Here is a 26,575-nt window from a genome sequence, read left to right as displayed (position 1 = left end):
TATTATAAAAGAAAACACTCTTACAATTTTGTAGGGGTGTTTTTTTAGATTTCATATAAAATTATAAAAAATACTTGATTTTATGATGATTTTCGTGTATCATATTACAGTAAAATTATTACACACGCACCTAATTCTTTGTCAGGTTGCCAAACGGTGGACATAGAATATGACGGCTGCGGAGGATTAAACCTAAGGAGGACAAATATGTCAGTAGTAAGTATGAAACAATTATTGGAAGCAGGAGTTCACTTCGGACATCAAACAAGAAGATGGAACCCTAAAATGTCAAGATTTATATTCACAGAAAGAAACGGAATATATATAATTGACTTACAAAAAACAGTTAAAAAATTGGAAGAAGCATACAGCTTTATGAGAGAAGTTGCTGAAACAGGAAAACCGATTCTTTTTGTAGGTACTAAAAAACAAGCTCAAGATGCTATAAAAGACGAGGCTTTAAGAGCTGGAATGTACTATGTAAACGAAAGATGGCTTGGAGGAATGTTAACAAACTACAAGACTATCAAAGGAAGAATAAACAGACTTGTAGAACTTGAAAAAATGCAAGAAGACGGAACATTCGACAAACTTCCTAAAAAAGAAGTAATAGGTCTTTTACAAGAAAAAGAAAGATTGGAAAAATATCTTGGCGGAATAAAAGATATGCCTGAGCTACCTGTAGCAATGTTCGTAATAGATCCTAAAAAAGAAAGAATAGCTGTATTGGAAGCACATAAATTAGGTATACCTGTAATAGGTGTAGTAGATACAAACTGCGACCCTGATGAAATAGACTTCCCTATTCCTGGAAATGACGATGCTATAAGAGCGGTAAAACTTATAGTAGCTGCTATGTCACAAGCTATAATAGAAGCAAAACAAGGATTTATAGAAGAAATAGAAGAAGATAAAGAAATAACTGTAGAAGATTTTGAAAATAATGAGCAAGTAGAAGAACAAGCTGAATAATATTGATATAAAGCCGAAAGGGTAAGGGAAATCTTCCCTACCCTTTTTATTGTGTTTTATTAAAAACATATTATACAAATTAATTTGTAAGATTTAATTTGCTTATAAATTTATACTGAAATCTTATAGAATAATGGCAATTTATAATAATTAATTTTTAAAATAGAGCATTTATATTAGTCTTGGATTATATTATTTATCTATAATTTTATTAGATAATAGTCTTAGTATAAAAGATAAAATATTTTGAATTTTAATAAATTTATGATTTAGAATATAATATAATTTTTTAATATAAAAATTAACTCATATATATAAAAAAGGAGAGTAAATCATGGAAATAACTGCTTCAATGGTAAAAGAACTTAGAGAAAAAACAGGTGCAGGAATGATGGATTGCAAAAAAGCACTTCAAGAAACAAGCGGCGATATGGAAAAAGCTATAGACGTGCTTAGAGAAAAAGGACTTTCAAAAGCTGCTAAAAAAGCCGACAGAATAGCGGCAGAAGGATTAATCGGAGTAGAAGTATCTGCCGATTATAAAAAAGCTGCATTGGTTGAAATAAACTCAGAAACGGACTTTGTTGCAAAAAATGAAGAATTCCAACAATTGGTAAAAGATGTTACAAACTTGGTATTGGAAAAAGCGCCTGAAACATTGGAAGAATTATTTGCACTTCAATTAAACGGTCAAACAGTACAAGAAGAGCTTACAGCTAAAATATCAAAAATAGGCGAAAATATGAACATAAGAAGATTTGAAAGATTAGAAGTTGAAAACGGAAGACTTATAAGTTATGTTCATGGAGCCGGTAAAATAGTATCAGTAGTTAAATTGGAAACTTCTTCACAAGATGCAAAAGTAGAAGAATTAGGAAAAGATGTAGCAATGCAAGTAGCGGCTATGAATCCTAAATATATATCAGAAAAATATGTAGATCAAGAATATCTAAATCATGAAAGAGAAGTTTTAAAACAACAAGCAATCAATGAAAACAACGAGCTTCCTGAAGGAAAGAGAAAACCTGAAGAAATAGTTCTTAAAATGTTGGAAGGAAGACTAAAAAAAGAGCTTAAAGAAGTTTGTCTATTAGATCAAGCATTCGTAAAAGAAGCTAAAAAATCTGTAGGCGAAGTAGTAGCGGAAACTGCTAAGGCAGTAGGAGCAGATATAACAGTAGCTCAAATAGTAAGATTTGAAGTAGGCGAAGGAATAGAGAAAAAACAAGAAAACTTTGCAGAAGAAGTAGCAAAACAAATGGGAAACTAATATAAATATAAAAACACCGTCATATAGGCGGTGTTTTTATATTTATACTGAAAGTTAAAATAATCAATATTTTTTTGATAATTATAAGACATAATTAACAGTAATAGTACGTTTATAATGTCAAGAATTTTATGTTTTATGACATTACTGAATCTTATAAATTATCAATGATTTTGTTGTAGTACAATTACATTACTATTTAACAGTTTTTTATTATTAATCAATGAAATTAATAAATTCTTGTTATATGATAGCCTTTTTCTATGAGATTATCTACGATTTGCTCTATGTGGCTGTGTCCATTTGTTTCAACTGTTACTTCTAATGCAACGTTGTTAAATCTGTTGTATGATTTGAATTGATTGTGGTCTAATTTAACTACGTTTGCGCCTGTTTCGGCTAATGCTTGTGCTATTTTTAGCAACTGTCCAGGAACATCCGGTAAAGTAACGGAAAAGCAAAATATTCTTCCCATTGATATAAGACCTTTGTTGATAAGCGAAGATATAGTAAGCACATCTATGTTACCGCCACTTATAAGAGATACGACTTTTTTATTTTTGCATTTTAACTTATTGAGTGCTGATACGGTAAGTGTACCGGAATTTTCTGATACGATTTTATGATTTTGCAAGAGCAATAAAAATGATTCCATTATATCAAAATCTGATACTTCGATTATCTCGCTGACATTATTTTTTATTATGTTATATGTTATATCCCCAGGATTTTTTACAGCCACACCGTCAGCTATTGTATTAACAGTTTCAAGATTTGTGAGATGACCGTTTATAAGAGATTGCTTCATAGCATTGGCTCCGGTTGGCTCAACGCCTATTATTCTTATTTTAGGATTTATTCTAAGAGCGGATAATACTATTCCGCTTATAAGTCCGCCACCGCCAACAGGTACTAATATATAATCAGCATCGGGTAATTCTTTTAAAATTTCGTTTGCGATAGTGCCTTGACCTTCAATTACATCAAAATCGTTAAATGGATGGATATACACATATCCATATTCTTTTTCCAATCTTCTTGATTCTTCATAGGCTTCATCATATACTTCTCCATGAAGTATGACGTTTGCTCCGTAAGATTTTGTAGAGTTTACTTTGATAAGTGGTGTTGTAGTGGGCATTACTATTGTGGCATTTATGCCTATTTTTTTTGCAGAAAATGCTACACCTTGTGCGTGATTGCCGGCTGATGATGCTACTACTCCTTTTTTTCTTTCGTCATCTGTCAATTTTCTTATTTTATTGTAAGCGCCTCTTATTTTAAAAGAGCCTGTTTTTTGTAGACATTCAGGTTTTAGATAAACCTGATTCTCGCACATAGAGCTGAGAAGATCACTTTTTATAAGTGGCGTAGGTTTTAATACATCTTTCATAGCATTTTCGGCTTCTTCAAAGTCGAGAGAAGACAACTTTTCTAAAAACAGCGGTTCATTAAAATTCATGTATAATGCCTCCTGATAATGTGTAGTCAGTTTTATAAATCTATAATTTTGAATTATAGTGTAAAAACATAATTTATAATTATACTATATTTTAAAAAATATACAATTAAAAAACTTGTAAATTTTAAAGTATATTGTAAAAAAATCTTAACAAGCTTTAATATAATTGCTATAATCTAAATATGACAATGTGTGATATTTTTATCAACAATATATTTTTTGCTAAATGTAAAAATACAAGTACAAATTTTTATTCAATATTTAAATCCAGTATTATATTTAGGAGTGTGAAATATGAAAAACAAGTTATGGATTGTATTTATAATCGTACTGTCTTGTATGTTCGTGGGCTGTGCAAGTAATAATAAAGCTGAAAATACAAGTAAAGAGATTATAAATAATGAGGTTGAAAACATAGAAGAAAGCAAAAAAGAGGAAAAAGAAGTAGAACAAATTCCTAAGTTCAAAGCTCAAAAAATGGTAATAACTATGACCGGTGATACAAGCGTAGCATCTTTTTACGGACAGAGAATATATTTTGAAGATGTGTTCAGACAAAACGGTGCAGGATATTTTTTGAAGGGGTTGGAAAAATATTTTAAAAATGCGGATATAAATATAACCAACTTGGAAAATGTATTTACTGACTTAAATACAATGCAACAAGGGAAAATATATACTTATAAATCCTATTCAAAAGATTATATAGACATACTTACAGCCAATAATATAATGTATGTAAATGTAGTTAACAACCATATGCAAGACTATTTGCAGGCAGGTTTTGATGAGAGTATGCAGTTGCTTGACGAAAAAGGTATAAAGTATTTTGGAACAAATCTTGTAGACTCAAACGATCCTGAACTTGGAAATATAAAGGTTCATAGAGTTCAAACTTTTGTTAAAGATGATATCAAACTTGGGATGGCAGGGTATTATGCTTTTAATTCCTCTCATCCGTCAGATGAAACTATAAAAGAAGATATAGATAATTTAAAATCACAAGGCTGTAATTTTATAATAGTTGCTATGCACGGCGGAGGTCAAGAAGACAATATAGTGCTTGAAAGACAAGAAATAATGGCGAGAAAATTCATAGATTTAGGTGCAGATATGGTGTATGGACATCACCCTCATGCCATTCAAAGAATAGAAGATTACAATGGCAAGAAAATATATTATTCATTAGGGAATTTTTTATTTGTAAATTACAGAAGCTCTAAAAATCCTGAAGGTTTGCTTGTAGAACTTACGCTTGATATGGATGAAAATGGTCAAATAACACCTATTTATAAAAATGTGCCTATTTGGTGGATGGGAGGCTATACACAAAAATATACTCCTATAGAGATGACAGAGCAGGAAAGTATTGATAAAGTAAATAGGATATTAAACGGAAGTTTGTAATTGAAAATAGAGCTGTTTTAAAAATTTCTAAACTAAAATTTAATATTTTTGATCAAAAAAAGTTTTAATAATAATACTGTTATTTTGATTTTAAATGTATGGATTATAAACATATAATTGAGCTTTGTATAATTCTTTATGTTGCAGGTATATTATAAAAAAATAAACTATAATAGGTAAATATAATTATTAGCCATATGCTAAAATGGTTTAAATTTTTTATGAATTTAAATTAGAAATTAAACTACTTCAATTATTGATTAATACATTTGTAGTATGTTATAATGATTTAAATGAATTATTTGATAATAAATAAAAGATGTAAGATAGTAAAAATTAACTATAATATTTTTGAAGAATTCATCTTATAATACTAAAACCTATTTAAAAAAATAAAATCCGTTTGAATGTCTTTGAACAATAAGATTACTAACGATGTCGTAGTCCTGATAAAAATACTTTTAATGTAGCATTTTTATTTATAGCTATTTAATTAGGTTTTAGTATAACTATCGATTAAAAAAATATTGTTGTTTGTAGTATAAATATATCGCAGAATAATACTGCTAATCGCTATGTGAAAATATATTCTATACATACATTTTTATATTTTACATGGAGGTAAAATATGTATAAATTTATAAAAAAGTATAAAAAAATATTTAGCATTTTGTTAGCTATAGGGATATTTATTAATATGCAATATCCTTATATCAATGTATTAGCTGAGGATATAAACAGTTTAAATACAGTAAGTAGCACTACCGGAAATCAAATGATGTTTGGAGGGGCAGGCACTGCAAGAGGAGGCATAACTTTTTCTAATTTTGAGGCTAATATAGTCTTACAAAAAGTGTTGAGTAATGCCGGAGAAGACAATGAAACAACTCTTGATTTGACTGATAAAAAAGTTTTCGATGATGCCCATATAACATTAGATACACTACTTAATTTAAAAATTGACACAAAAATAAAAGAAACTATAAGAAAAGATGATATTATAGATATAACACTTCCTGATTACCCTGTAGATTTATCTACATTTGAAGATAATGAATATACAGATAGCGGATTTACTTATAAAATACAAATTGGTTCTGACGGTAAGAAACATATTATTTTAAAATGTCTTGAAGATATCGTGCTGACATCACAGCCTGCCGAATATATACTCAAATTACCTACTAAGATTAAAGTGCAGGACCATACTAAAACAAAGATAGAAGTTCCTTTTGACAACGGAAATACAATATTGACTGTAAATATTGCACCAAAAGGTATAACATCATCTATACAAAAATCAGGATTGCAAGAAGCAAACAGTATAAGATGGTTTATTGATATCAACTTATTTTCTGAAACTATTTCAAATTTTAACATAATAGAAAATATACCAAATGAAGTTATATTTGACAATAATACAACTGTTGTAGCAAAAAAATTGAATATTGATTTAAATGGAAACAAAGAAATTGCTGATGAGATTATCAGCGGTGTAAGTAAGTCTATATCCGGTAATGTAGCAACTATAACAGTAAATGAACAAATAGATTATCCTATAAGAATAGAGTTTATTACACCTGTTAAAGAAGATGTGGTAGCAAACAGTACTACCTCTACACGTATAAAAAATCTGGCGCAGTTTTCCAACACTACATCAGAAGCTGAAGTAGATTTCAAACCTGCAGATATGTTGGAAAAAACTCATGAACTTGTGAACTTCAACGATGATAAGATAAGCTGGAAATTGACATTAAACTCTGCCAAAACTGTAATTGAAGACAATAAAATCAAGATTACAGAAGCTATGTCAAGTAATAAAAAAGAAAATAATCATATAAATTCTGATGAATACACTATAGACATACCTACAAAAATAACTATAAAAAATATTGATAAAAATAGAAGTAGAGACGTTGTTCCAACAGGTAACGGCAATAATTTTGAATATGAATTTGAAAGAAATGACGACGAAAAAAATGATACTTTTGAAATAACATATGATACACCTATAAAAAATAAAATATCTAATATACAAACAAAGTCTTTAATAGAAAATGTAGCTACAACTACATTATCCGGAAAAAATCACAGCACTACCGATACAGCTGAAATAGTAAAGTCTATGCATATAAAAAAATCAGTGAACGGTATATCAAAAACTGCAGACGGATACAAGTCAACATGGAAAATATCCGTAAATTTTGACAAACATAATATAGCACCTGTAGTCTATGACAACATAGGCTTAGCTCTTACCGATAATATTAAAGTATTAAAAGATACAATAAAAGTGTATGAAGTAACTCCACAAAAAATTGAAGATGAAAATCACCCTGATTATATATATTGGGATGCAAGATATACAGACGAAAGCTTGGTAGGTTCCGATAAATATACTGTATCTGAAATAACAGATACAACAAGAGATTTTAATATAAGTTTTAATGAACAAAGCAATAAGTCTTATGTGATAAAATATGATACTTTATTAGATGCACCTAATGATGTAGTAAATACTGCGACATTAGATGGTAAGAGCGCAAGTGCAGGGCTTGGAGGTAATACGCACAATAGAATCTATAAATATATTAAAACTCATTCAGAGAAAAAAGACAATGATTATATAACAGTATATGACGACTTGGACATGGGGAATAAAACCATGCTGTTTTATATATATGTAGAGCCTAACAGAGCTCCGATGAGAAATATAGTTATAGACGATACATTTTTAAACAAAGGTTTAAGTATAGAAAAAGAAGACATCAGTTTTTCAGATACAAGTATTACAGATGCGGATTTTACTTTTGAGAAAAAAGCGGATGCAACAGAGGGCTTTAAATTATCAATAAACAAAGAAATTTCCAATAAATTGGAAATAAAAATGGTAGCCCATTTTACAAAAAATGACAATATATCTACTGAAAAAACTCATTTTCCAAATAAAATAACAGCAACTTGGAAAGATAAGTATAATGGGGCAAACACTAACAATAATCAAGTGGAATATATAATACCTCAAAAATTGGTCGATGAGTCATATAAAAATAACAGTAATATTTCAGGTACACTTCATGGCGGTGATATTAAGGACAGATTAATAGATTGGACTACAAATATAAATTATGCAGGAGAAAACTTGCCTGCCAATACTTCTGTAAAAATATATCCAATAAAACAAGACAGTCCTGATGATACTACAACCATAGATGAAAGATATCACAAGATAATAGATAATTTTAATATATATCCATATAAACTTAACAAATATGGCGATATAAAATATGATATGGATCATAAATTAATTGAAAATACCGATTATACAAAAACTTATAATGGAGACGGCTCATATACCATAACGTTCTTGAATCCTATAACAACAGGCTATTCTATAAGATACAGCACACAAATAGATACTAAGTATACAGATGATGAGAAGACAAATACAGAGTTTGATATATACAATAAGACAAAATTTAAGCTTAAAAATGAAATCAGTGTACCTCCTTCAACTTCTGTAAATATAACGGCAATTGTAGATACAAAGATAAGAGAAGTCTTTAATAAAACAGGTGTTCAAAACAAATTAAATGCCTATGAAATAAACTATACAGCTATATTTAATCAAATAGCTGAAAAAGTACCTCAAGGTACTTATATCTACGATGTATTATCTGAAGATCAGATATTCATGCCAAATTCATTAATAATGACTTATTCAAACGGTACAAGAGTACCAGAATCAGACTATGTTGTAAATTATTCAGTAGATTCAAAAGCAAGACATGTTATGAGCATTAGATTTACAAAAGATATAATGGAGCCTATCAAAATATCATATAATGCTCATGTTAATAACGAAAATGCAAAAGTATTGAAAAATGCGATAAGCTATAAAGAAGATCCGACAGAAGTCGATGTAAAAGACGGCTCTAAAATAACATTTAAGAGAAAAGGCAGCGGGAGACGGATAGTTCCTAAAGGTGGAAGCCTTATAAACATAAGCTATACTAACGAAAGCTGTTGCAAAAATGGAAAATGTCCTATATTTCCAAATGAGCTTGAATTTGAAGTGATTATAAAAGACAGTCCAACTTCTACGGAAACACTATATAAGACTGTAAAAGTAGGAATAAACACTAAAGTACCTGTAAACATATCAGCGGATAAGTTTGTAAAAGTAATATTAAAACAAGGCCCTACTGCAAATCCGAAACTAAGAGAATTTGCAACAGAATTCAAAAAAACAGAAGAAGATAAAACAACAGATGTAAAATATGATGTATCACTAAACGAATATAAATTAAAAATAAAATTTGAAGGTGATATAGGCAGTAGATTTGATGACACATTAGCACCTGATATTTCATTACAGTATAGTAAAAATAATGCAAGCTATAACGAAAAGATAGATGCCATTACTTTAAAAAACGCTATAAAAAATTTGGTATCATCAAATGAATATGTTGTTAATGTAGATACTATAACGCAAGACATGTTTAAAAATTCTACTAATGACAAGGTAAGATTACAAATACCTGCAGGTGATGTCAAGTTAAAGAACTATAAAATAGAGTTGTTATCTATAAACGGTGAACCTACTGCTGATAAAAATGTAAATAATAATGAGATTGTCTTAGATAAATGTACCGAAAATAAAATAGTAGTGAAGATATCAAGACTGAAAAAACACAGCATTACTTTAAAACAATGGGCATCTGTTGGAGCAGGTATAAATTTTACAGATAATACAGTCGCAAATAACAAAGATATAATACTAAAAGGAACAAAAGTTGAATTAAAGAAAAATACAGCTTCTAATGACTATGTTTTGTTTGAAGATATAGCAGAAGATATCTATGATATAATAGCCCCCTCTATATCTTATTATATTACGCCTGAAATAAGCACAGATTTTATAAGTACCGAAAATTCATCAGCGTCTAATAAAGTGGATGTGAGTAAGTCAAGCTTTATGACAGAGCTTACAGCGACAAATACGGATGCACTCTATAAAAAAGCTAAAAGATTAATAATAAATAAAAAAGAAGTAATAAGAAAATATGACGGAACAGATGAAACTAAAATATTTAACAAAGATATAACATTTACACTTACTGATAAGAATGACAGTAATATCACAGCAAAATTTACTGTAAATTCATCTACACAAAAATATAAAGTTGTTGAAGATAACAGTAATATAATAGATGTGCAAGGAGATGTATTGTATGTAAAAGAAGGGCAATATACTCTTACAGAAGAAAATATGCGCTCAAATTATTACTATGGCTATATAGATTTATCCGATACCAAAAATCTCACATCAAGCTCAGTAAATAATACATCAATAGATGTAGATTTAAGTGCAAGTGTAGTTAATACAGATATTTCAAAAGAAATATACAACCATAGAGATTATAATACACTCAAGATAACAAAAACAGGTGACGGCATACATCCTGTAACAGGTACTAAAATAGCCTTGTATACTGCTGTAAACGGAACAGAAGGAACTCAAATATATGAAAAGACAGTGGATAGCAGTGGAACAGTAACATTTGAAAATATTTCGGATTTACAATACGGCTACAAGGAAACAAAGGCACCTGACGGATATATACTTGATTCTACGTTTTATTTTATAACAAGAGATAGCGATACAAGCAATAAAAGTCTTGGAAGAACAGAGACAAAAAGTCTTGTAAACAACAGAATGAAATCAAAGATTGTAATATCTAAAAAAGATGTAAGCAGAGATAAATATTTGAGTGGAGTATCTTTTATATTACAAGGAACAAATGAAAATTCGCAAGATGTATCTGCTGTAAAAATCCAAAAATATACTGCAAAAATCGGTGATATTGCACAAGCTTCATGGGATAATCTTGAAGTGGGCACATACAAACTATATGAAAAAATACCTGATGATTATAAAACACCTGAATCATATGAAAATTCTGACACAGTAGATAATCATATATTTACAGGATATAGAATTCAAATAAATGATAATAAAAAAATATATACTGTGGATGATAATAACAAAAATACTGGAAAGATAATAACAGATGAAAAAAATGCCACTGTTATATTAAACACAGCTTTAACCTTAAATTTCGACGTGAAAAAGAAAAGTGCGAATGATGATATAGCTGATAAAAATAATCTGCCACTTAAAGGAGTACAGTATACTCTTACAGAAAAAACAAATTCAAATATTGTAGGAAAGTTCAGCAAAACAGTAAGTACCAATCAAAACGGTATAGCAACATTTGAGAACATAGCTGTAGGAGAATATGAGTTAAAAGAATCAGCTACAATAGATCCATATAAGAAAGATACTGCCGTAACAACAGTAAAGGTAGAAAATGATAACGGAACTGCAAAGCTGATAGTAGGAACTGATGAAAATACAAATAAACTTATAGAAAAAACAAACTCAGTAGATTATGGAACGCTAAAAATCGTAAAAACAGCAGGAAATCAAAAAGTAAATAATGTTAAGTTCACTATAAAATATATAGCAGATATAAATAAGGTACCTGCAGGTTTTGTAAATGGCACAACAGTTCCTACTAATCTACAATCACATCCGTATTTCAAAGACAGAGTATATGAGGCTATTACATCTGAAGTAGATTCTGAGAACGGTGTAATAAAACAAAAACTTCCAAAAGGTATATATAAGATAACAGAAGTAGAAGCACCGGACGGATACCAAAAATCAGCTCCATACTATGTCAAAGTTAGTGGTAATGATGCCGAAACTCCTCTAACAATAAACAATGAGGTAGAAACAGTAAAACTTAGCATAGTAAAAAAAGATGCAAATGATAACAGATTAATAAAAGGTGCAAAATTTGAAATAGAAAGAAAAAATAATATAAACGGTAGCTATGAAAAGCTAAAAAATACTGATAATACTACCATATTTACTACAAATGCCTCTGGAAAAATAGAAGTGACTGTTCAAAAAGGAGATATAAAAATAACAGAAATAACTCCTGCGCCTCATTATAGTCAAAACAGCTTACAGCTATATGACACTGCTGTTGAGGACAGTAAAAAAATATCAGGTGAACTGAGAATAACAGCAGATAAGACAGTAATAGCTACAAATGCTAAAATAAAATCAAAATTTGTATTAAACAAGAAAAGTGTAACAAGAGATAATAATTCTGTAAATTTTGAAAATGTAGAGTTCAAGCTGTATGAAACAGACGAAAATTATACAAAGCTTGATAATGTTGCAGACTATACATTTACTACGGATGCTGACGGAAAAATAGAAGAAGAAATAGACACAGGCTACTATGTAATAGAAGAAACAAGAAAAGCAGGCTATACAGCTAACATAGTAGCAAATGATAATGGAACGCCAATATTATCAAATAATCTTTCTTTTAAAAAAGATATAAATGCAGATACAAATATATCTGTAGAGAATAAACCTATATATGTAAAATTTAAAATAACAAAGATAAAAAAAGGAACAACTACTCCTGTACAAGGTGCAACAGTGGCAATATTTGACAAAAATGACATTAAGATAGCTGAAGCTACAAGCGGTGCAGACGGTGTTATGAACTTTGATGCTACTTACCTAAATGGAGTAAAGAAGTATGACGGTATATTATGGCAAGAAGGCTTGTACTACAAAGAGCTTAACAGACCAAACGGATATTTCCTAAATGACAAGAAGCATAATATAACACTGGCAGATGATGTATCATTAAACGACAGCACTATAAACTACACTCTTGGAAATAAACAAATACTTGGAGAGATAAAAGTAATCACATATTCACGTAATAAACTGACAAATGCTGAAGCAAAGCTTGGAAATATAAAAGTGGAACTTGAAAAATATGACGGCACAAGCTGGCAAAAAATTAGAGAAGCCACTACAGATAATAACGGTGAATTTGTATTTACAACATTAGAAGAGGGAAAATACAGAGTAGTTGAAAAATATGCATCTAACACAGAAGTATTGAAAGGATACGAACAAGTCGATAAGGAAGCTACTACAACAAAAGGCGGAGTTATAACTGAAGTTGAGATAAAACCTGCATCAGCTGACGGAAAAGATACAAACGGAGTAACAAATCACACCTTGTATATTTCGCATGAAGCATTCTTCGGTTCACTTACTATCAACAAAAAAGATACAGACGGCAATAAACTAACAGGCGTTGAGTTTGGATTATATGATGATTCCGATAAAAAAATAGATACGCTTATTACAAATGACGGTACAGTAAAAAAAGAAAATCTTATTTTTGGTAATTACTACATCAAAGAAGAAAAAACTCCAAATAATATACTGATGAATACAAGCAAGATAGATTTCAGCATAAATTATGGCAATAGAGATGTGGTAAAAGATATAACAAATAATAAATTTGAAGCTAAGATAGAAGTATCCGTAATTGACAGTGAAACAAATGAACCGGTAGATGACACTGAAATATCAATTATTAATATCGGCGAAAAAATTACGGATTCAACAGGCAAAATAATCTATACAAATGTACCGAAGGGAAAACATAATATAAGCATATCCAAAGTAAACCCTAATTATTTGCCGAATCATACAGTTAAAAAAGTAGAGCTTAAAGATGCGGATAATAATACAATAATAAAAATAGAGTACAAGCTTACAAAGATAAGAACAGGTATAATATTGACAAAAACAGACGAAAAAACAGGAGAAAAATTACAAGGAATAGAGTTTGAACTTAAGGGAACGAAAGTAGGCAACACTACAGCTATAGTAAAAACTACTGATGAAAAAGGCAAAATAATATTTGATAATCTAATATACGACACTTACACTATAAAAGAAACTCAAACTAAGGAAGAATATAGATTGTTAGAAGATGCTATAACAGTAGAATTAAATCAGGAAAATTTAGTATTAGATGTAAAAAATACTAAAAAAACAGGTTTGTTGGAATTTGTAACAGTGGATAAAAATAACAAAAAGCCTTTGCGCAACGCTCATATAGAAATATATAAAGGAAATAAAAAGATAGCTACATTTGTTACAAATGATATGGGTACGGTTGATACTGTAAACACAACTGATAAAAATATCTATGTTAGAAATGACCAAGCAACAAATAAAAATCAAATAGTAATGCCGATAGGCAACTATACTATAAAAGAAATAAAAGCACCAAGCGGATATGAGCTTAAGAAAGAAAGTATGGGGTTTGAAATATCACTTGATACGGTTACACCTGTAACACTTGAAAACGAACCAAGTCCATCAAGCAGCGATGACGAAATTAATGGTGGAAATAGTGGTGGTTTTGGAGGAGGAGGTGCCGGAGGAAACGGTGGCGGTATTGGAGATGGCGGTGGAGGTTCATCTCAAACTATACCGGGTATAATATTTTCCCTTTCTAATACTTCTAATAATACTACACAAATGAACACACCTGAAAGTGTGACAAAATCTAATACGCCTGAAAATTTGACTTTAAATACTTTCGCAAACATTGTTCCTATTCAGATTGATATACCGAATGAAAATTCGGCACAAAAAAAAGAGGATAATTTAAAACAAATATACAATGCTTCTAAAACACCAAATGGTCAAATGCCTGTAAACATAAAGCCGGATAAACCTGAAACAAATACTGACAACAATAGACACGAACAAAGCAACAATACAGCTCCTGATGGCAATGAGTCAGCTACTAAACCAAATTCAACAACAACTGACAATACAAAAGACAAATCCAATGTTGAAAAGATTAAGAAAGCTATAGAATCTAAAAATGTATATGAAATTGTTGATAAGCAAAACCGCCATATAGGAAATGCAAGAGTAGTGTTAAAAGACGATGGTGTATTTTTAGAGTTTGTAAATGATTCGGATGTACCTCTTAGCGGTAAAATAAAGTATGATGAGGATGATAATTCTATAGAGTTAATAGAAGAGAACATACCTCTTTCTCAGATAAATTTTGAAAATAAAACTTTACCAAAAACAGGTTCAAATAGTAATAAAACTACAACTATATCAGGTTTCGCTTTAATACTTTTAGCAATTCTGCTTAAAAGAAAAAATAAAAATATATAAAATAAAATATTAAAATTAATACTAAAATTCAATAGAATGATAGAAAAATAGCGTTGTGAAAATTTAGTAAATATATAACTATATTCATATATTTCTTATCAATAAATTATCTATTATTCTATTGACGATTAGTATAAAAAATTAACCTAAAAAGATTATAATTTGTCTTTTTAGGTTAATTTTTTTTATTGTTTTGATATTTATTCAACTTTATATTATATTAAAAGTTAATAGAATAATAGAAAAATATGTAAATTTAATAAAATCCGGCAATATTTGTAGACTTATAATATTAAATTATTTATTATGAGATTAGAGATTAGAGATTAGAGATTAGAGATTAGAGATTAGAGATTAGAGATTAGACTATTATATAAATATTATATTTTGCATAGTTTTTATTCAATGGTTTCATAAATTTGTTGAAAATTTTCATAATTTATGCTATTATTACAAGGTATTTTTTATTATGTACAATTTATGAAATGGAGAAAAAATGAAATTTTTTATTCAAGTTGAAAACTTGATATATGAATATAAAGATTATGAAAATGTGCGCAGAGCTGTGGATGATATATCACTTAATATAGAAAAGGGTAAGTTTATAGTGGTATTGGGGCATAACGGTTCGGGGAAATCTACTTTTGCAAAACATTTGAATGCGATATTTACACCTACAAAAGGGAAAGTATATATAGATGATATAGACACTACTGATGAAAATAGGGTATTTGATATAAGACAAAAATGTGGAATGGTTTTTCAAAATCCGGATAATCAGATAGTAGCTACAATAGTTGAGGATGATGTAGCTTTCGGTCCTGAAAATATGGGAGTTCCGTCGGAAGAAATAAGAAAAAGAGTTGATTATGCTTTGGAAACTGTGAGGATGAGTGAATTTTCTACAAGAGCTCCACATCTATTATCAGGCGGTCAAAAGCAAAGAATAGCAATAGCAGGCATAATTGCTATGAAACCTGAGTGTATAATACTTGATGAATCTACTGCAATGCTTGATCCTCGTGGTAGATATGAAGTTATGAATACAGTAGAAAAGTTGAATAAAGAAGAGAATATTACGATAATACATATAACACATTTTATGGAGGAGGCTGTAAAAGCCGACTATATTTATGTTATGGAAGAGGGAAAAATCGTAATGCAAGGCACACCGAGAGAAGTTTTTTCTCAAGTTGAAGATTTGCAAAAATTGGGATTGGACGTGCCACCTATGACAAAATTATCGTATGAACTTAGGAAAAACGGTGTAAAAATAGATGATAAGATTCTTACAGTTGAGGAGATGGTGGATAGCTTATGTCAATTAAAGTAGAAAATTTAAAACACATATATGCACCGAATACTCCGTTTGAAACAATAGCATTAGATGATATAAATATAGAGATTAAAACAGGTGAATTTATCGGTCTTATAGGACATACAGGCTCAGGAAAGTCTACGTTTATACAGCATTTGAATGGACTGTTGAAAAGTAACTATGGGAAAATTTTTATAAATGATTTGGATATAACCGATGAAAAAATATCACTTACAGATGTAAGAAAAAAAGTAGGTTTAGTTTTTCAATATCCGGAATATCAGTTATTTGAAGAGACTATTGAAAAAGATATAGCTTTTGGACCGAGAAATCTCGGACTTGCTGAAGATGAGATAACTCAAAGAGTAAAAGATGCTATGCAGCTTGTCGGATTGGAATATGAAAGGTCAAAGGATAAATCTCCGTTTGACATATCAGGAGGACAAAAAAGGAGAGTTGCAATAGCAGGTGTAATTGCTATGAAGCCTGAGATATTGATATTGGACGAGCCAACAGCAGGTTTAGATCCGAAAGGTAGAGATGATATACTTAGAAACATAAAAGAAATTCATGAAAAAGAAAAAAATACCATTATATTGGTATCTCACTCTATGGAAGATGTTGCCAAACTTGCCGACAGATTACTTGTTATGAATAGAGGCAAGGTAGAATTTTTTGATACACCTAAGGAAGTTTTTAAGCATGAAGAAAGGCTTAAACAAATCGGCTTAGATGTACCGAAAGTATTGGACTTGGCAAAAAAACTGAGAGAGCAAGGCTTTGATATTTCAGATGACATTTTAACAATTGATGATATAAAATTAGAGATACTTAAAAATTTAAAGGAGAAATAATGCTAAAAGACATAACCATAGGGCAATATTATCCTACAAACTCCATAATTCACAAGCTGGATCCGAGAGTTAAGATAATATTTACCTTTGTTTTTATGGTATCATTGTTTATTGTAAATACATTTTCAGCATATATATTCGTATTTGGTATGCTTGCAGCGGTTATTGTTTTGTCAAAAGTACCATTTTCATATATATTAAGAGGTGTTAAAGCAATAATATATCTCTTGCTTTTTACTTTTGTTCTAAACGTTTTGTTTACAAATGGAGGCAAGATATATTTTGAATACGGAATAATCAAGATAACACAAGATGGATTGAACTTAGGCTTTTTTATGCTGATAAGATTGCTATTGCTTATAGTAGGGGCGTCAATGCTTACGCTTGTAACAACACCTATACAACTTACAGATGCACTTGAAAATATGCTTTCACCATTTAAGAAAATGGGTTTACCTTCACACGAATTGGCGATGATGATGACTATAGCACTCAGATTTATACCTACATTATTAGATGAAACAGACAAGATTATGAAAGCTCAAATGGCAAGAGGTGCTGACTTTGAGAGCAAAAATGTAATAAACAGGGCTAAGAGTATGATACCTCTGTTAGTACCATTATTTATAAGTGCGTTCAGAAGAGCAGATGAGCTCGCTATGGCTATGGAATCAAGATGTTATCATGGTGGTGAAGGAAGAACAAGATTAAAACAGATTAAGTATGTGCAAAGAGATTACATTGCACTTGCGATATTATTTTTTTATTTGATTATCAGTATATTGATTAGAAATTATAAGATATTGTGATGAGTGTTTATTTTTGAAATTATGACAGTATTAAAATGTTTAATGAATTGAAAAACTATGAAGAATATATTTTTAAAAGTAAGTTATGATGGCACAAACTACTGTGGCTGGCAAAAACAAAATAATGCTGTAAGCATACAACAAACACTGGAGAAAGCCATATCAAACATAACAAGAGAAGATACAGAATTAATTGCATCAGGTAGAACCGACTCAGGTGTACATGCTTTAGGACAGGTATGTAATTTTAAGACAAGTTCAAATATTCCATCTCAAAAATTTGCATATGCAATAAATTCCAAACTTCCAAAAGATATAAGAGTTGTTGAAACAAAAGAAGTGGATTTTGCATTTAATGCAAGGTTTACAGCAAAAAAGAAAACATATATGTATAGGATATATAACAGTGAAATTTCAAGTCCGTTTTATTATAAATATTCTATGCAAGTTGCCAAAAAATTGGATATGGATTTGATGTCAAAAAATGTGAATATGCTCATTGGAACGTATGATTGGACATCATTTTACACATATGAAACAAACAATCCTAAAAATCCTGTAAGAACCATATACAGTGCCGATATATCAAAAAACAATGATATGATTACATTCGAGATAGAGGGTAACGGATTTTTATACAATATGGTCAGAATAATAGTAGGGACACTTATAGATATAGGACTTCATAAAAATGAGAGGGATATAAAGCAGATAATAGAAAAAAAAGACAGATTGTATGCAGGAGCAACAGCAAAGCCACAAGGTCTTTTTTTGAAGGAAGTATGCTATCAATAAAATGAAATGGGAGAAACTATGAACAAGATGGAAGATGTTTTTACACTCATAAGAGACGGATATGATGATTTCAGCAAAGGTCATAAGAAAATAGCGGATTTTATAATAAAAAACTATGACAAATGTGCTTTTATGACAGCGTCTAAAATGGGAGAAGAGGCTGATGTAAGTGAATCTACAGTTGTAAGATTTGCTTATACACTTGGATATGACGGTTATCCTCAGCTACAAAAAAATTTACAGGAAGTTATAAAAAATCAGCTTACTATAATACAAAGAGCTAAAATGAGTTTTGACAATATAGATGAGTATAAAATATTTGAAAGTGTGCTAAAAAATGATACACATAATATTAAACAAACTTTGGCAAGGATAGAATCTGATACTTTTAGAAAAATAATAAATGATATAGTGAATTGCAAGGGGAAAATTTATATTGTGGGTCTTAGAACATCAACATCTTTAAGCGAATATTTGGCATATTATTTAGAGCTTATGATGGATAATATAAAGCTTATAAAGTATACATATACAGATGTGTTTGAGCAGATAGTAGATGTAAAAAAAGAAGATTTGGTAATAGGCATAAGTTTCCCAAGATATACATCAAGAACTTACGATATATTAAAATATGCAAAAGATAAGGATGCCAATATAATAGCAATAACAGATTCCAAACATTCTCCTATAGGAGAACTTTCGAACAATACAATAATAGCGGTAAATAATATGACCTCTATAGTAGACTCTTTGGTTGCACCTCTTAGCGTAATAAATGCTATAATTGTAGCAGTGGGTTCAAAGAAAAAAGAAGAAGTGAAAAATAAATTTGAACAATTTGAATATATTTGGAAGATGCAAGGAATATTCAAGGAGTAATAAAAAGGTTGTTACTATGATTTTTTATCATTTTGTAACAACCTGTTTTATTTATAAGAGTTTATTCAGTGCGTGATATACTCCGAAGTCATCATTGGTGGATGTTATAAAATCTGATATATCTTTTAATTCATCTATAGCGTTGCCCATAGAAACAAGTGTTCCGACAGCTTTTCTCATAGTCAAATCGTTGTGACTGTCGCCGATTGACAGTATGTTTTCTTTATTTATACCGAGTTTCTCAGCTAAATTAGATATACCGTTACCTTTATCAACACTACTATGATGTATCTCGATAGATTTTTCACCGACTTGTGTTATATAATAATCCATAGCACTTACTGTTTCATAAGCTTTTTTCATATCTGAATTACTTAAAAAGGATGCTAAAATCATATTGATTCCGCCTTGTTCATCTTCTGAAAATTTGAGTATATCAGGTACACTCATTCTTGTGTCTTCGACTAATTTATAAAATTCAGGGTTTATATAGTCTTTGTATTTTTCGAGTGATTCTTCACTACAGATAACTTTTCCGTTTGAGTATAATTCAAACATCATGTTCATATGATCAAGCTTTGAATGTATATTTTTTACATCTTCAGATTTTATACGAATATCAAATATTGTGTTGCCGGTTTTATCTATACAGGCGGAACCATTTGTAAGTATGGTATAATCTGTATATGGAAGTAAATTTTTTATACTGTCTATATGATATACTTCTGATAGAGTTCTTCCTGTACATATTGCAAAGTTTATACCTTTTTCGTGATGTTTTTTTATTATTTCTACATTTTGGGGTGATATTTGTTTATCAGAGCCAAGCAGTGTACCGTCTAAATCAAGTGCAACTAATTTTATCATAACAAAATCCTTTAAACTGTTTTTAAGATAATATATTTATAATTGTTTATCATTTTTATTATATCACTGTTTAATCAGATAGCATTAAAATCTTATTGTAAAATTATATTTACCCAAGCTTATAAAAATTATTGCATATCTTTTATTTTTTGTAGCAATATTTCTTTTGTGTTGAGTTTAGGTTCGTCAAGGACGATTTCCATTAAATAATTTAGTATTTCGCCTATTTCCTTACCTGTATACCCTAATTTTTTTATATCATGTCCATTTAAAGCAAGGTCTTTTTTTGTGAATATATTTTCTTCATCTAATACTTGTTTCACTTTTTTCTCAAATATGTCATTGTCGCCTATTGTTGTAGACATTGAATCCGCTTTTTGTAGCTCTACAAGGTAGTTTATGTTTTCTTTGCCTATATATGAAATAAGTCGTCTTATGCCTTTTGGGGTTATAGTATCAGGTGCTATCATATGTTTTTCAACAAGAAGAGATACTATATTTATTATATTGTTAGGATATCTAAGCTTTTTAAGATATTTTACGGCTATTTCTTTGCTTATTTTGTTATGACCGTAAAAATGTGCAATACCGTTTTCGCCTATGGTTCTTGTGTAAAGTTTGCCTGTATCGTGAAATAGGGCGGATAATCTTAAAATTATATCATTTTTTATGTTATCGAGTACGCTCATTGTGTGAAAGAATAAATCATATTTATGGTATGGATTTTGTTGGTCATATCCGTACATATCGTCTATAACAGGCAAAATATATTTTAATAAATCTGTTTTGTGCATTAATATAAAAGCTTTTGACGGTTTTTCTGTGAGAAGCATTTTTGTAAGCTCTGCATTTATACGTTCAATGGAGATATCATTTATTGTGTGTGATAATAATTTTATTGCATCAAAAGTATTTTGTTCTATTTCAAAATTAAGCTGAGATGCGAATCGTATAGCTCTCAATATTCTCAATTTATCTTCTTTAAATCGTTTCCTCGGATTTCCTACACATCTTATAATCTTATTTTCTAAGTCGAATTTTGAGTTAAAAATATCTATTAGACCTCTATCGTCATTATAAGCCATAGCATTTATTGTAAAATCTCGCCTTGACAAATCATATTTTATATCTTTTTCAAAATTTATTTTTTGAGGGTGTCTGCCGTCTAAATAACCGCTTTCACTACGATATGTTGTTATTTCTATTGGAACATTATCAATTATTACAGTTACAGTACCGTATTTTATGCCTGTATGGGCTACTATATATTTATCTTTAAATATTTTTGTAACTTCGTCCGGCAGGGCGTCTGTAGCTATATCTATGTCATTTACCCTTTTGCCTAACATCATATCTCTAAGATAACCGCCTACTATATACGCATCGTAAGAATGATTTTTTAGAGCAGATATTATTATTTTTGCATTTTTTTGCATAGTAAAATTTTTGGTGTTCATATTTACTCACCTTATACTTATTATAGAAACCTTGTATATATTTTATCATAAATATCTTTAAATTTGATAAAAAATATGATTTTTTATAATTTCTATACTCCTATTAAGTTTTGGTATTAAATAATTATATATAAAGCTATGAAAACATTGATATATATAATTAGATTATATAAAATGTATGTAAATATAGGATTAATACTAATATCAAATCAAATAAGGGAAAAATAAAAATTAATGAATTTAAAATTAATTGCAATACATTTTTTCGTAATTCTAAAGCATATTAGTATAAATTATATTGTGTATGTAAAATTAATTGAGATTTAATATTTTTTATTAAGTAGTGTAGGAGGGAAAATATGAAGCTTAATATGTTTAAAAAATTGGCTTTATCTTTAATATTAGGTTTATCTTTATTAACAGTACATGCAGATGCCGAGACTATTATGTCAGATAAATATGATTTAGACTTAAACGGGACAAAGGAATGGATAAAGTTATATGTGGACAGAATAGACGAATATGTAGCAATACCAAGTTATATGGAGATACAATACAACATACCTACAGATATAGTACCTGATACATATGATGTAATTGATATACCTAATGAGAATAAATTGTCTTATTCTAAAATGAAAGTTATAGACATAAATTCTAATGATAAGCAAAAAGAGATTATGTTAATGTTGCGTTCAACAGAATATTTTTATAATGAAATTCAATTATATTCATTTGTTAATGGGAAAATAAAATATCTCGATAAAATAGAAAGTGTTTCAGACTTTGAAAATGTTGGAGTAAATAAAAAAACAAACAGGTTGGAAGTGATATCTGAGGCAGATTATCCTATACAAAGTGCATATTATAGGAAATTTATGATATTACAAGGAAAATTAAAAGAAGTTACAAGCGATGAAGTAAATATATCATATTTTAATAAAAAAATAGAATTAACAGCACAAAAAAGTATAGATGTATATTCAAATTTAAATTTTAATAAAAAGTCTTTTTCAATAAGACCTAATGAAAAGATAATTTTTGTTTCTGCAAATAAAAAATCAGGATATATTAAGGTAAAAAATAGCCAAGGAAAAGTTGGATATATACAAACAAAAAAATCCTCTGAGGGGTATGGACATGAATTAAAACAATATTCCGGTGTTCATATAGAAGGAGATGATGAAAGTCCAATTACAGGTGCCAATCATTGGAATTAATAGGATAGATTAATATCAAAACTTAATAGAATGATAGAAAAAAATAGAGTTGTATAAATTTAATAAAATACAACTCTATTTTTAGTTTTCTTAGATGAATTATATAGTATTATATTGAAAATTAATATAATACTAAAATATTATAGAATAATGGAAAAACATAATAATTAATTTTTCCGATGAACTATTTATATTATATAAGTTATACATAATTTTCTTAGAGAATAGTAGAAGGGTACAATCTATAAAGATCTATTACTATAAATTACTTGATTTCGGAATCACAATATTCGCATTTAACTGTAAAACCGGATCTTTTTGTAATTTTTGCACCACAGTATGGACATTCAATGCTTTCGTTCAAATTATCAGAGCTGTTGGGTTTATTGAGCATTATTTTTTGACTGCTACCTAATTCTAAGGATATATTTATCAATATTTTTAATTTTAATAGTTTTTCTATTTCTTTTGTTACACTGTCGTTTGTTTTATTCAGTTTTGAAGCTAATTCAGATAAACGAATATATCCATAAGCATCATGAACGAATATATTATTATATAAATAAGCGCTTTTAATTAAATTGCTTTTTCTAAAATTCAAATAGGCTAAAACGGAGAACAGGACTGTAAATTGAATATATGTTACCATGTTATCTGCCAATTCTGAATTTTCCGTAAAACCTGAAATAATGCCATAAACTGATATAACTACAAAAAATGCCCATATAAAGAATTTTATTTTTAAAGATTTTAATAATTTGTCAATTTTTTTCCCATCTATATACATTATATTTCCTCCGCATGCTGTAATAATTAAAGCTAAAAAGTCAAAGTATAATTTTATTTTAAAATTGATATAAATAAAAATAATGTTGTAAATAAATTAAGTTAGAATTTTTTATACATCAAAATAAAATCTATGTTTAATCTTATAAGAATATTATAAGTCAATCTATATGCCTTTCATAGACAGACTTACTTTTTTTCTGTCATAATCTATGCCTATTACCTTTACATTAATTACATCACCTATTGATACTACATCCATAGGATTTTTAATATATTTGTCGCTTAACTGTGATATGTGTACCAAACCGTCATTTTTTACACCTATATCTACGAATGCACCGAATTCAAGTACATTTCTTACTGTACCTTTTAATATCATACCTTCGCTTAAATCTTCCAGTTTCAGTACATCACTTCTCAAAACAGGTGAAATATTTTTTTCGTCTCTTATATCAAGTCCGGGTTTTTTAAGCTCTTTTATTATATCTATAAGAGTGGGCATACCAATTTCCAATTTGTCTGCTAAATCTTTTTGAGAAAATTTGTCTATTTTTTCTGTAAAATTTTTTATAAAATTTTCGCTTTGTATATCAACATCTAATATTTCTAACAATTTATAAGTTTTTTCGTAGGCTTCAGGATGTATGCCGGTATTATCGAGTAAGTTGTCGCTTTCTTTTACTCTTAAAAAACCTGCACATTGTTCAAAACAGGATTGACCTAATCTTGATACTTTTAAAAGTTCATCTCTGTTTTTAAATTTTCCTGAAGTATCTCTATATTTTACTATATTTTTTGCAATTGATGGTGTTATGCCGGATATATATTCGAGTATGCTGTAAGATGCCGTATTTAAGTCAACACCAACTTTATTAACATTATCTTCGACAACATTTGATAATACTTCACTCAACCTTTTTTGATTTACGTCATGCTGATATTGACCTACTCCTATTGATTTCGGTTCTATTTTTACAAGCTCGCTCATAGGGTCTTGTATTCTTCTTGCTATGGATACAGCGCCACGAAGTGATACGTTCATATCTTTTAATTCCTCTTCACCGAGTTTTGAAGCGGAATATACTGATGCACCTGCTTCGCTTACTATTGTATAATACACATTATCCATTCCTTTTACAATATCTGCAACTATTTGTTCTGATTCTCTTGACGCTGTTCCGTTTCCGATGGATATTATATTCACTTTGTATTTATTTATGAGTGAAGTTATTTCTTTTGATGTTTCTTCTACTTTATTTTGTGGCATAGTGGGATATACCGTTGTAGTGTCAAGCACTTTTCCTGTTTCGTCTACGACAGCTATCTTACAACCTGTTCTGTATGCAGGGTCCCAACCTAATACAACTTTATTTTTAAGAGGAGATTGCATTAAGAGTGCTGATAAATTTTCGCCAAAAACAGCTATGGCTTTCTCTTCGGCTCTTGAAGTCATCTCTGAGCGAAGTTCTCTTTCGAGCGATGGCAACATTAATCTTTTGAGTGAATCTGTTATTGTGTCTGTCATTATATCTTCATGAATTTCTGATTTTATATAAGATTTTTGGGCTGTTTCCAAAAATTTTTCAAAATCATAATCTATTTTCACTTTTAATATATCGTCTTTTTCACCTCTGTTTATGGCAAGTATTCTATAAGACGGCATTTTAGAAGATATTTCACTAAATTCCATATACATTTTATATACTGAGAAATCTTCTTTTTCTTCTGCACCTTTTTTTGCAGATGTCATTATCACTGCTGTATCAAAAAGCAATTTTCGAAGCTGTTTTTTGAGTTCAAAATCATCGGCTATTATTTCGGCAACTATGTCCATTGCGCCTGCTATGGCATCTTTTTTAGAGTTTACTTCAAGTTCTTCGTTTATAAATTCATCCGCTCTATCTTCTATTTTTTCAATGCCTTCTAATAATATTTGACTTAGAGGCTCCAATCCTTTTTCTTTTGCAACACTTGCTCTCGTTCTTTTTTTCTGTTTGAACGGTGCATATATGTCTTCTACTTCTTGAAGTGTCATGGCATTTTCAAGAGACAGTCTTATGTTTTCAGTCATTTTACCTTGTTCTTCTATGAGATTTATTACACTGCTTTTACGTTCTGATAGTGAAGTTAGGTATTTTAATCTTTCGTCAAAATCTCTAAGAAGTGTATCGCTGGCTCCTCCGGTTGCCTCTTTTCTGTATCTTGCGATAAACGGTATTGTTTTTCCTTCGCTTATAAGAGTCATTATATTATCAACTTGACCGCTTTTTAGAGAAAACTCCTGCATAAGTATTTTTTGTATATCCATATCTACTCCTTAAAAGTTTAATAAAATATTTTTTGACGCTAATATCTTGTTTAAATTATGATAATTAAT

At 29.4% G+C, this 26,575-nt stretch carries 15 protein-coding genes; 10 read left to right on the top strand and 5 right to left on the bottom strand.

What is annotated here, in order from left to right:
• Positions 1-207 precede the first annotated feature (207 nt).
• Entirely contained in the window at positions 208-972 is a 765-nt protein-coding gene (gene rpsB, locus HMPREF9630_RS09910) for a 30S ribosomal protein S2 (RefSeq protein ID WP_009528320.1), read from the top strand.
• Between the two features lie 334 nt (positions 973-1,306).
• Positions 1,307-2,242, top strand: coding sequence for a translation elongation factor Ts (gene tsf, locus HMPREF9630_RS09905; protein ID WP_009528319.1), 936 nt, complete (start codon positions 1,307-1,309; stop codon positions 2,240-2,242).
• 229 nt (positions 2,243-2,471) lie between these two features.
• Here tsf and ilvA read toward each other — a convergent pair whose 3' ends face one another.
• Positions 2,472-3,704 carry a threonine ammonia-lyase gene (gene ilvA, locus HMPREF9630_RS09900; RefSeq protein WP_009528318.1) on the bottom strand — a complete coding sequence of 411 codons (1,233 nt, stop codon included), beginning with the start codon at positions 3,702-3,704 and terminating at the stop codon, positions 2,472-2,474.
• Between the two features lie 294 nt (positions 3,705-3,998).
• Between ilvA and HMPREF9630_RS09895 the strand changes: the two genes are divergently transcribed.
• From HMPREF9630_RS09895 to HMPREF9630_RS09865, 7 genes are all read left to right on the top strand, one after another.
• Positions 3,999-5,111 (top strand): CapA family protein, encoded by a 1,113-nt coding sequence (locus HMPREF9630_RS09895; protein ID WP_009528317.1) that lies wholly within the window; start codon positions 3,999-4,001, stop codon positions 5,109-5,111.
• 628 nt (positions 5,112-5,739) lie between these two features.
• Entirely contained in the window at positions 5,740-15,210 is a 9,471-nt protein-coding gene (locus HMPREF9630_RS09890; protein WP_009528331.1) for an MSCRAMM family protein, read from the top strand.
• 496 nt (positions 15,211-15,706) lie between these two features.
• On the top strand, positions 15,707-16,543 hold the full coding sequence (locus HMPREF9630_RS09885; RefSeq protein ID WP_009528316.1) for an energy-coupling factor transporter ATPase: 837 nt from the start codon (positions 15,707-15,709) through the stop codon (positions 16,541-16,543).
• Positions 16,528-17,382 carry an energy-coupling factor transporter ATPase gene (locus HMPREF9630_RS09880; protein WP_009528315.1) on the top strand — a complete coding sequence of 285 codons (855 nt, stop codon included), beginning with the start codon at positions 16,528-16,530 and terminating at the stop codon, positions 17,380-17,382. The genes HMPREF9630_RS09885 and HMPREF9630_RS09880 overlap by 16 nt, the downstream gene beginning before the upstream one ends.
• On the top strand, positions 17,382-18,191 hold the full coding sequence (locus HMPREF9630_RS09875) for an energy-coupling factor transporter transmembrane component T family protein (protein WP_009528314.1): 810 nt from the start codon (positions 17,382-17,384) through the stop codon (positions 18,189-18,191). The genes HMPREF9630_RS09880 and HMPREF9630_RS09875 overlap by 1 nt, the downstream gene beginning before the upstream one ends.
• Positions 18,192-18,248: 57 nt before the next feature.
• The gene (gene truA, locus HMPREF9630_RS09870; RefSeq protein ID WP_009528313.1) at positions 18,249-18,986 is read left to right on the top strand and encodes a tRNA pseudouridine(38-40) synthase TruA; all 738 of its coding nucleotides are present in this window, start codon (positions 18,249-18,251) and stop codon (positions 18,984-18,986) included.
• An 18-nt stretch (positions 18,987-19,004) separates the two neighbouring features.
• A complete protein-coding gene (locus tag HMPREF9630_RS09865; protein WP_009528312.1) occupies positions 19,005-19,865 on the top strand; it encodes a MurR/RpiR family transcriptional regulator in 861 nt (286 codons plus the stop codon).
• A 51-nt stretch (positions 19,866-19,916) separates the two neighbouring features.
• Here HMPREF9630_RS09865 and HMPREF9630_RS09860 read toward each other — a convergent pair whose 3' ends face one another.
• Positions 19,917-20,732: a Cof-type HAD-IIB family hydrolase gene (locus HMPREF9630_RS09860; protein WP_009528311.1), complete on the bottom strand. Its 816-nt coding sequence runs from the start codon at positions 20,730-20,732 to the stop codon at positions 19,917-19,919.
• 128 nt (positions 20,733-20,860) lie between these two features.
• Positions 20,861-22,189 (bottom strand): CCA tRNA nucleotidyltransferase, encoded by a 1,329-nt coding sequence (locus HMPREF9630_RS09855; RefSeq protein WP_009528310.1) that lies wholly within the window; start codon positions 22,187-22,189, stop codon positions 20,861-20,863.
• A gap of 359 nt (positions 22,190-22,548) precedes the next feature.
• Here HMPREF9630_RS09855 and HMPREF9630_RS09850 point away from each other — a divergent pair, with 359 nt between their 5' ends.
• Complete coding sequence (locus tag HMPREF9630_RS09850; RefSeq protein ID WP_009528309.1) at positions 22,549-23,409, top strand: hypothetical protein; 861 nt, start codon at positions 22,549-22,551, stop codon at positions 23,407-23,409.
• 265 nt (positions 23,410-23,674) lie between these two features.
• Here HMPREF9630_RS09850 and HMPREF9630_RS09845 read toward each other — a convergent pair whose 3' ends face one another.
• The gene (locus HMPREF9630_RS09845) at positions 23,675-24,196 is read right to left on the bottom strand and encodes a hypothetical protein (RefSeq protein ID WP_009528308.1); all 522 of its coding nucleotides are present in this window, start codon (positions 24,194-24,196) and stop codon (positions 23,675-23,677) included.
• A gap of 165 nt (positions 24,197-24,361) precedes the next feature.
• A complete protein-coding gene (locus HMPREF9630_RS09840; protein ID WP_009528307.1) occupies positions 24,362-26,506 on the bottom strand; it encodes a Tex family protein in 2,145 nt (714 codons plus the stop codon).
• Between the last annotated feature and the right edge of the window lie 69 nt (positions 26,507-26,575).

The organism is Peptoanaerobacter stomatis (assembly GCF_000238095.2).
GTDB classification, from domain to species: domain Bacteria; phylum Bacillota; class Clostridia; order Peptostreptococcales; family Filifactoraceae; genus Peptoanaerobacter; species Peptoanaerobacter stomatis_A.
Note: the sequence above shows the minus strand (reverse complement) of the source record. Positions and strands in the feature narration are given on the sequence as shown.

Excerpts from the sequence above, each read along its gene's own strand:
- rpsB (WP_009528320.1), top strand. The coding sequence starts at position 208 with ATGTCAGTAGTAAGTATGAAACAATTATTGGAAGCAGGAGTTCACTTC.
- tsf (WP_009528319.1), top strand. The coding sequence starts at position 1,307 with ATGGAAATAACTGCTTCAATGGTAAAAGAACTTAGAGAAAAAACAGGT.
- ilvA (WP_009528318.1), bottom strand. The coding sequence starts at position 3,704 with ATGAATTTTAATGAACCGCTGTTTTTAGAAAAGTTGTCTTCTCTCGAC.
- HMPREF9630_RS09895 (WP_009528317.1), top strand. The coding sequence starts at position 3,999 with ATGAAAAACAAGTTATGGATTGTATTTATAATCGTACTGTCTTGTATG.
- HMPREF9630_RS09890 (WP_009528331.1), top strand. The coding sequence starts at position 5,740 with ATGTATAAATTTATAAAAAAGTATAAAAAAATATTTAGCATTTTGTTA.
- HMPREF9630_RS09885 (WP_009528316.1), top strand. The coding sequence starts at position 15,707 with ATGAAATTTTTTATTCAAGTTGAAAACTTGATATATGAATATAAAGAT.
- HMPREF9630_RS09880 (WP_009528315.1), top strand. The coding sequence starts at position 16,528 with ATGTCAATTAAAGTAGAAAATTTAAAACACATATATGCACCGAATACT.
- HMPREF9630_RS09875 (WP_009528314.1), top strand. The coding sequence starts at position 17,382 with ATGCTAAAAGACATAACCATAGGGCAATATTATCCTACAAACTCCATA.
- truA (WP_009528313.1), top strand. The coding sequence starts at position 18,249 with ATGAAGAATATATTTTTAAAAGTAAGTTATGATGGCACAAACTACTGT.
- HMPREF9630_RS09865 (WP_009528312.1), top strand. The coding sequence starts at position 19,005 with ATGAACAAGATGGAAGATGTTTTTACACTCATAAGAGACGGATATGAT.
- HMPREF9630_RS09860 (WP_009528311.1), bottom strand. The coding sequence starts at position 20,732 with ATGATAAAATTAGTTGCACTTGATTTAGACGGTACACTGCTTGGCTCT.
- HMPREF9630_RS09855 (WP_009528310.1), bottom strand. The coding sequence starts at position 22,189 with ATGAACACCAAAAATTTTACTATGCAAAAAAATGCAAAAATAATAATA.
- HMPREF9630_RS09850 (WP_009528309.1), top strand. The coding sequence starts at position 22,549 with ATGAAGCTTAATATGTTTAAAAAATTGGCTTTATCTTTAATATTAGGT.
- HMPREF9630_RS09845 (WP_009528308.1), bottom strand. The coding sequence starts at position 24,196 with ATGTATATAGATGGGAAAAAAATTGACAAATTATTAAAATCTTTAAAA.
- HMPREF9630_RS09840 (WP_009528307.1), bottom strand. The coding sequence starts at position 26,506 with ATGGATATACAAAAAATACTTATGCAGGAGTTTTCTCTAAAAAGCGGT.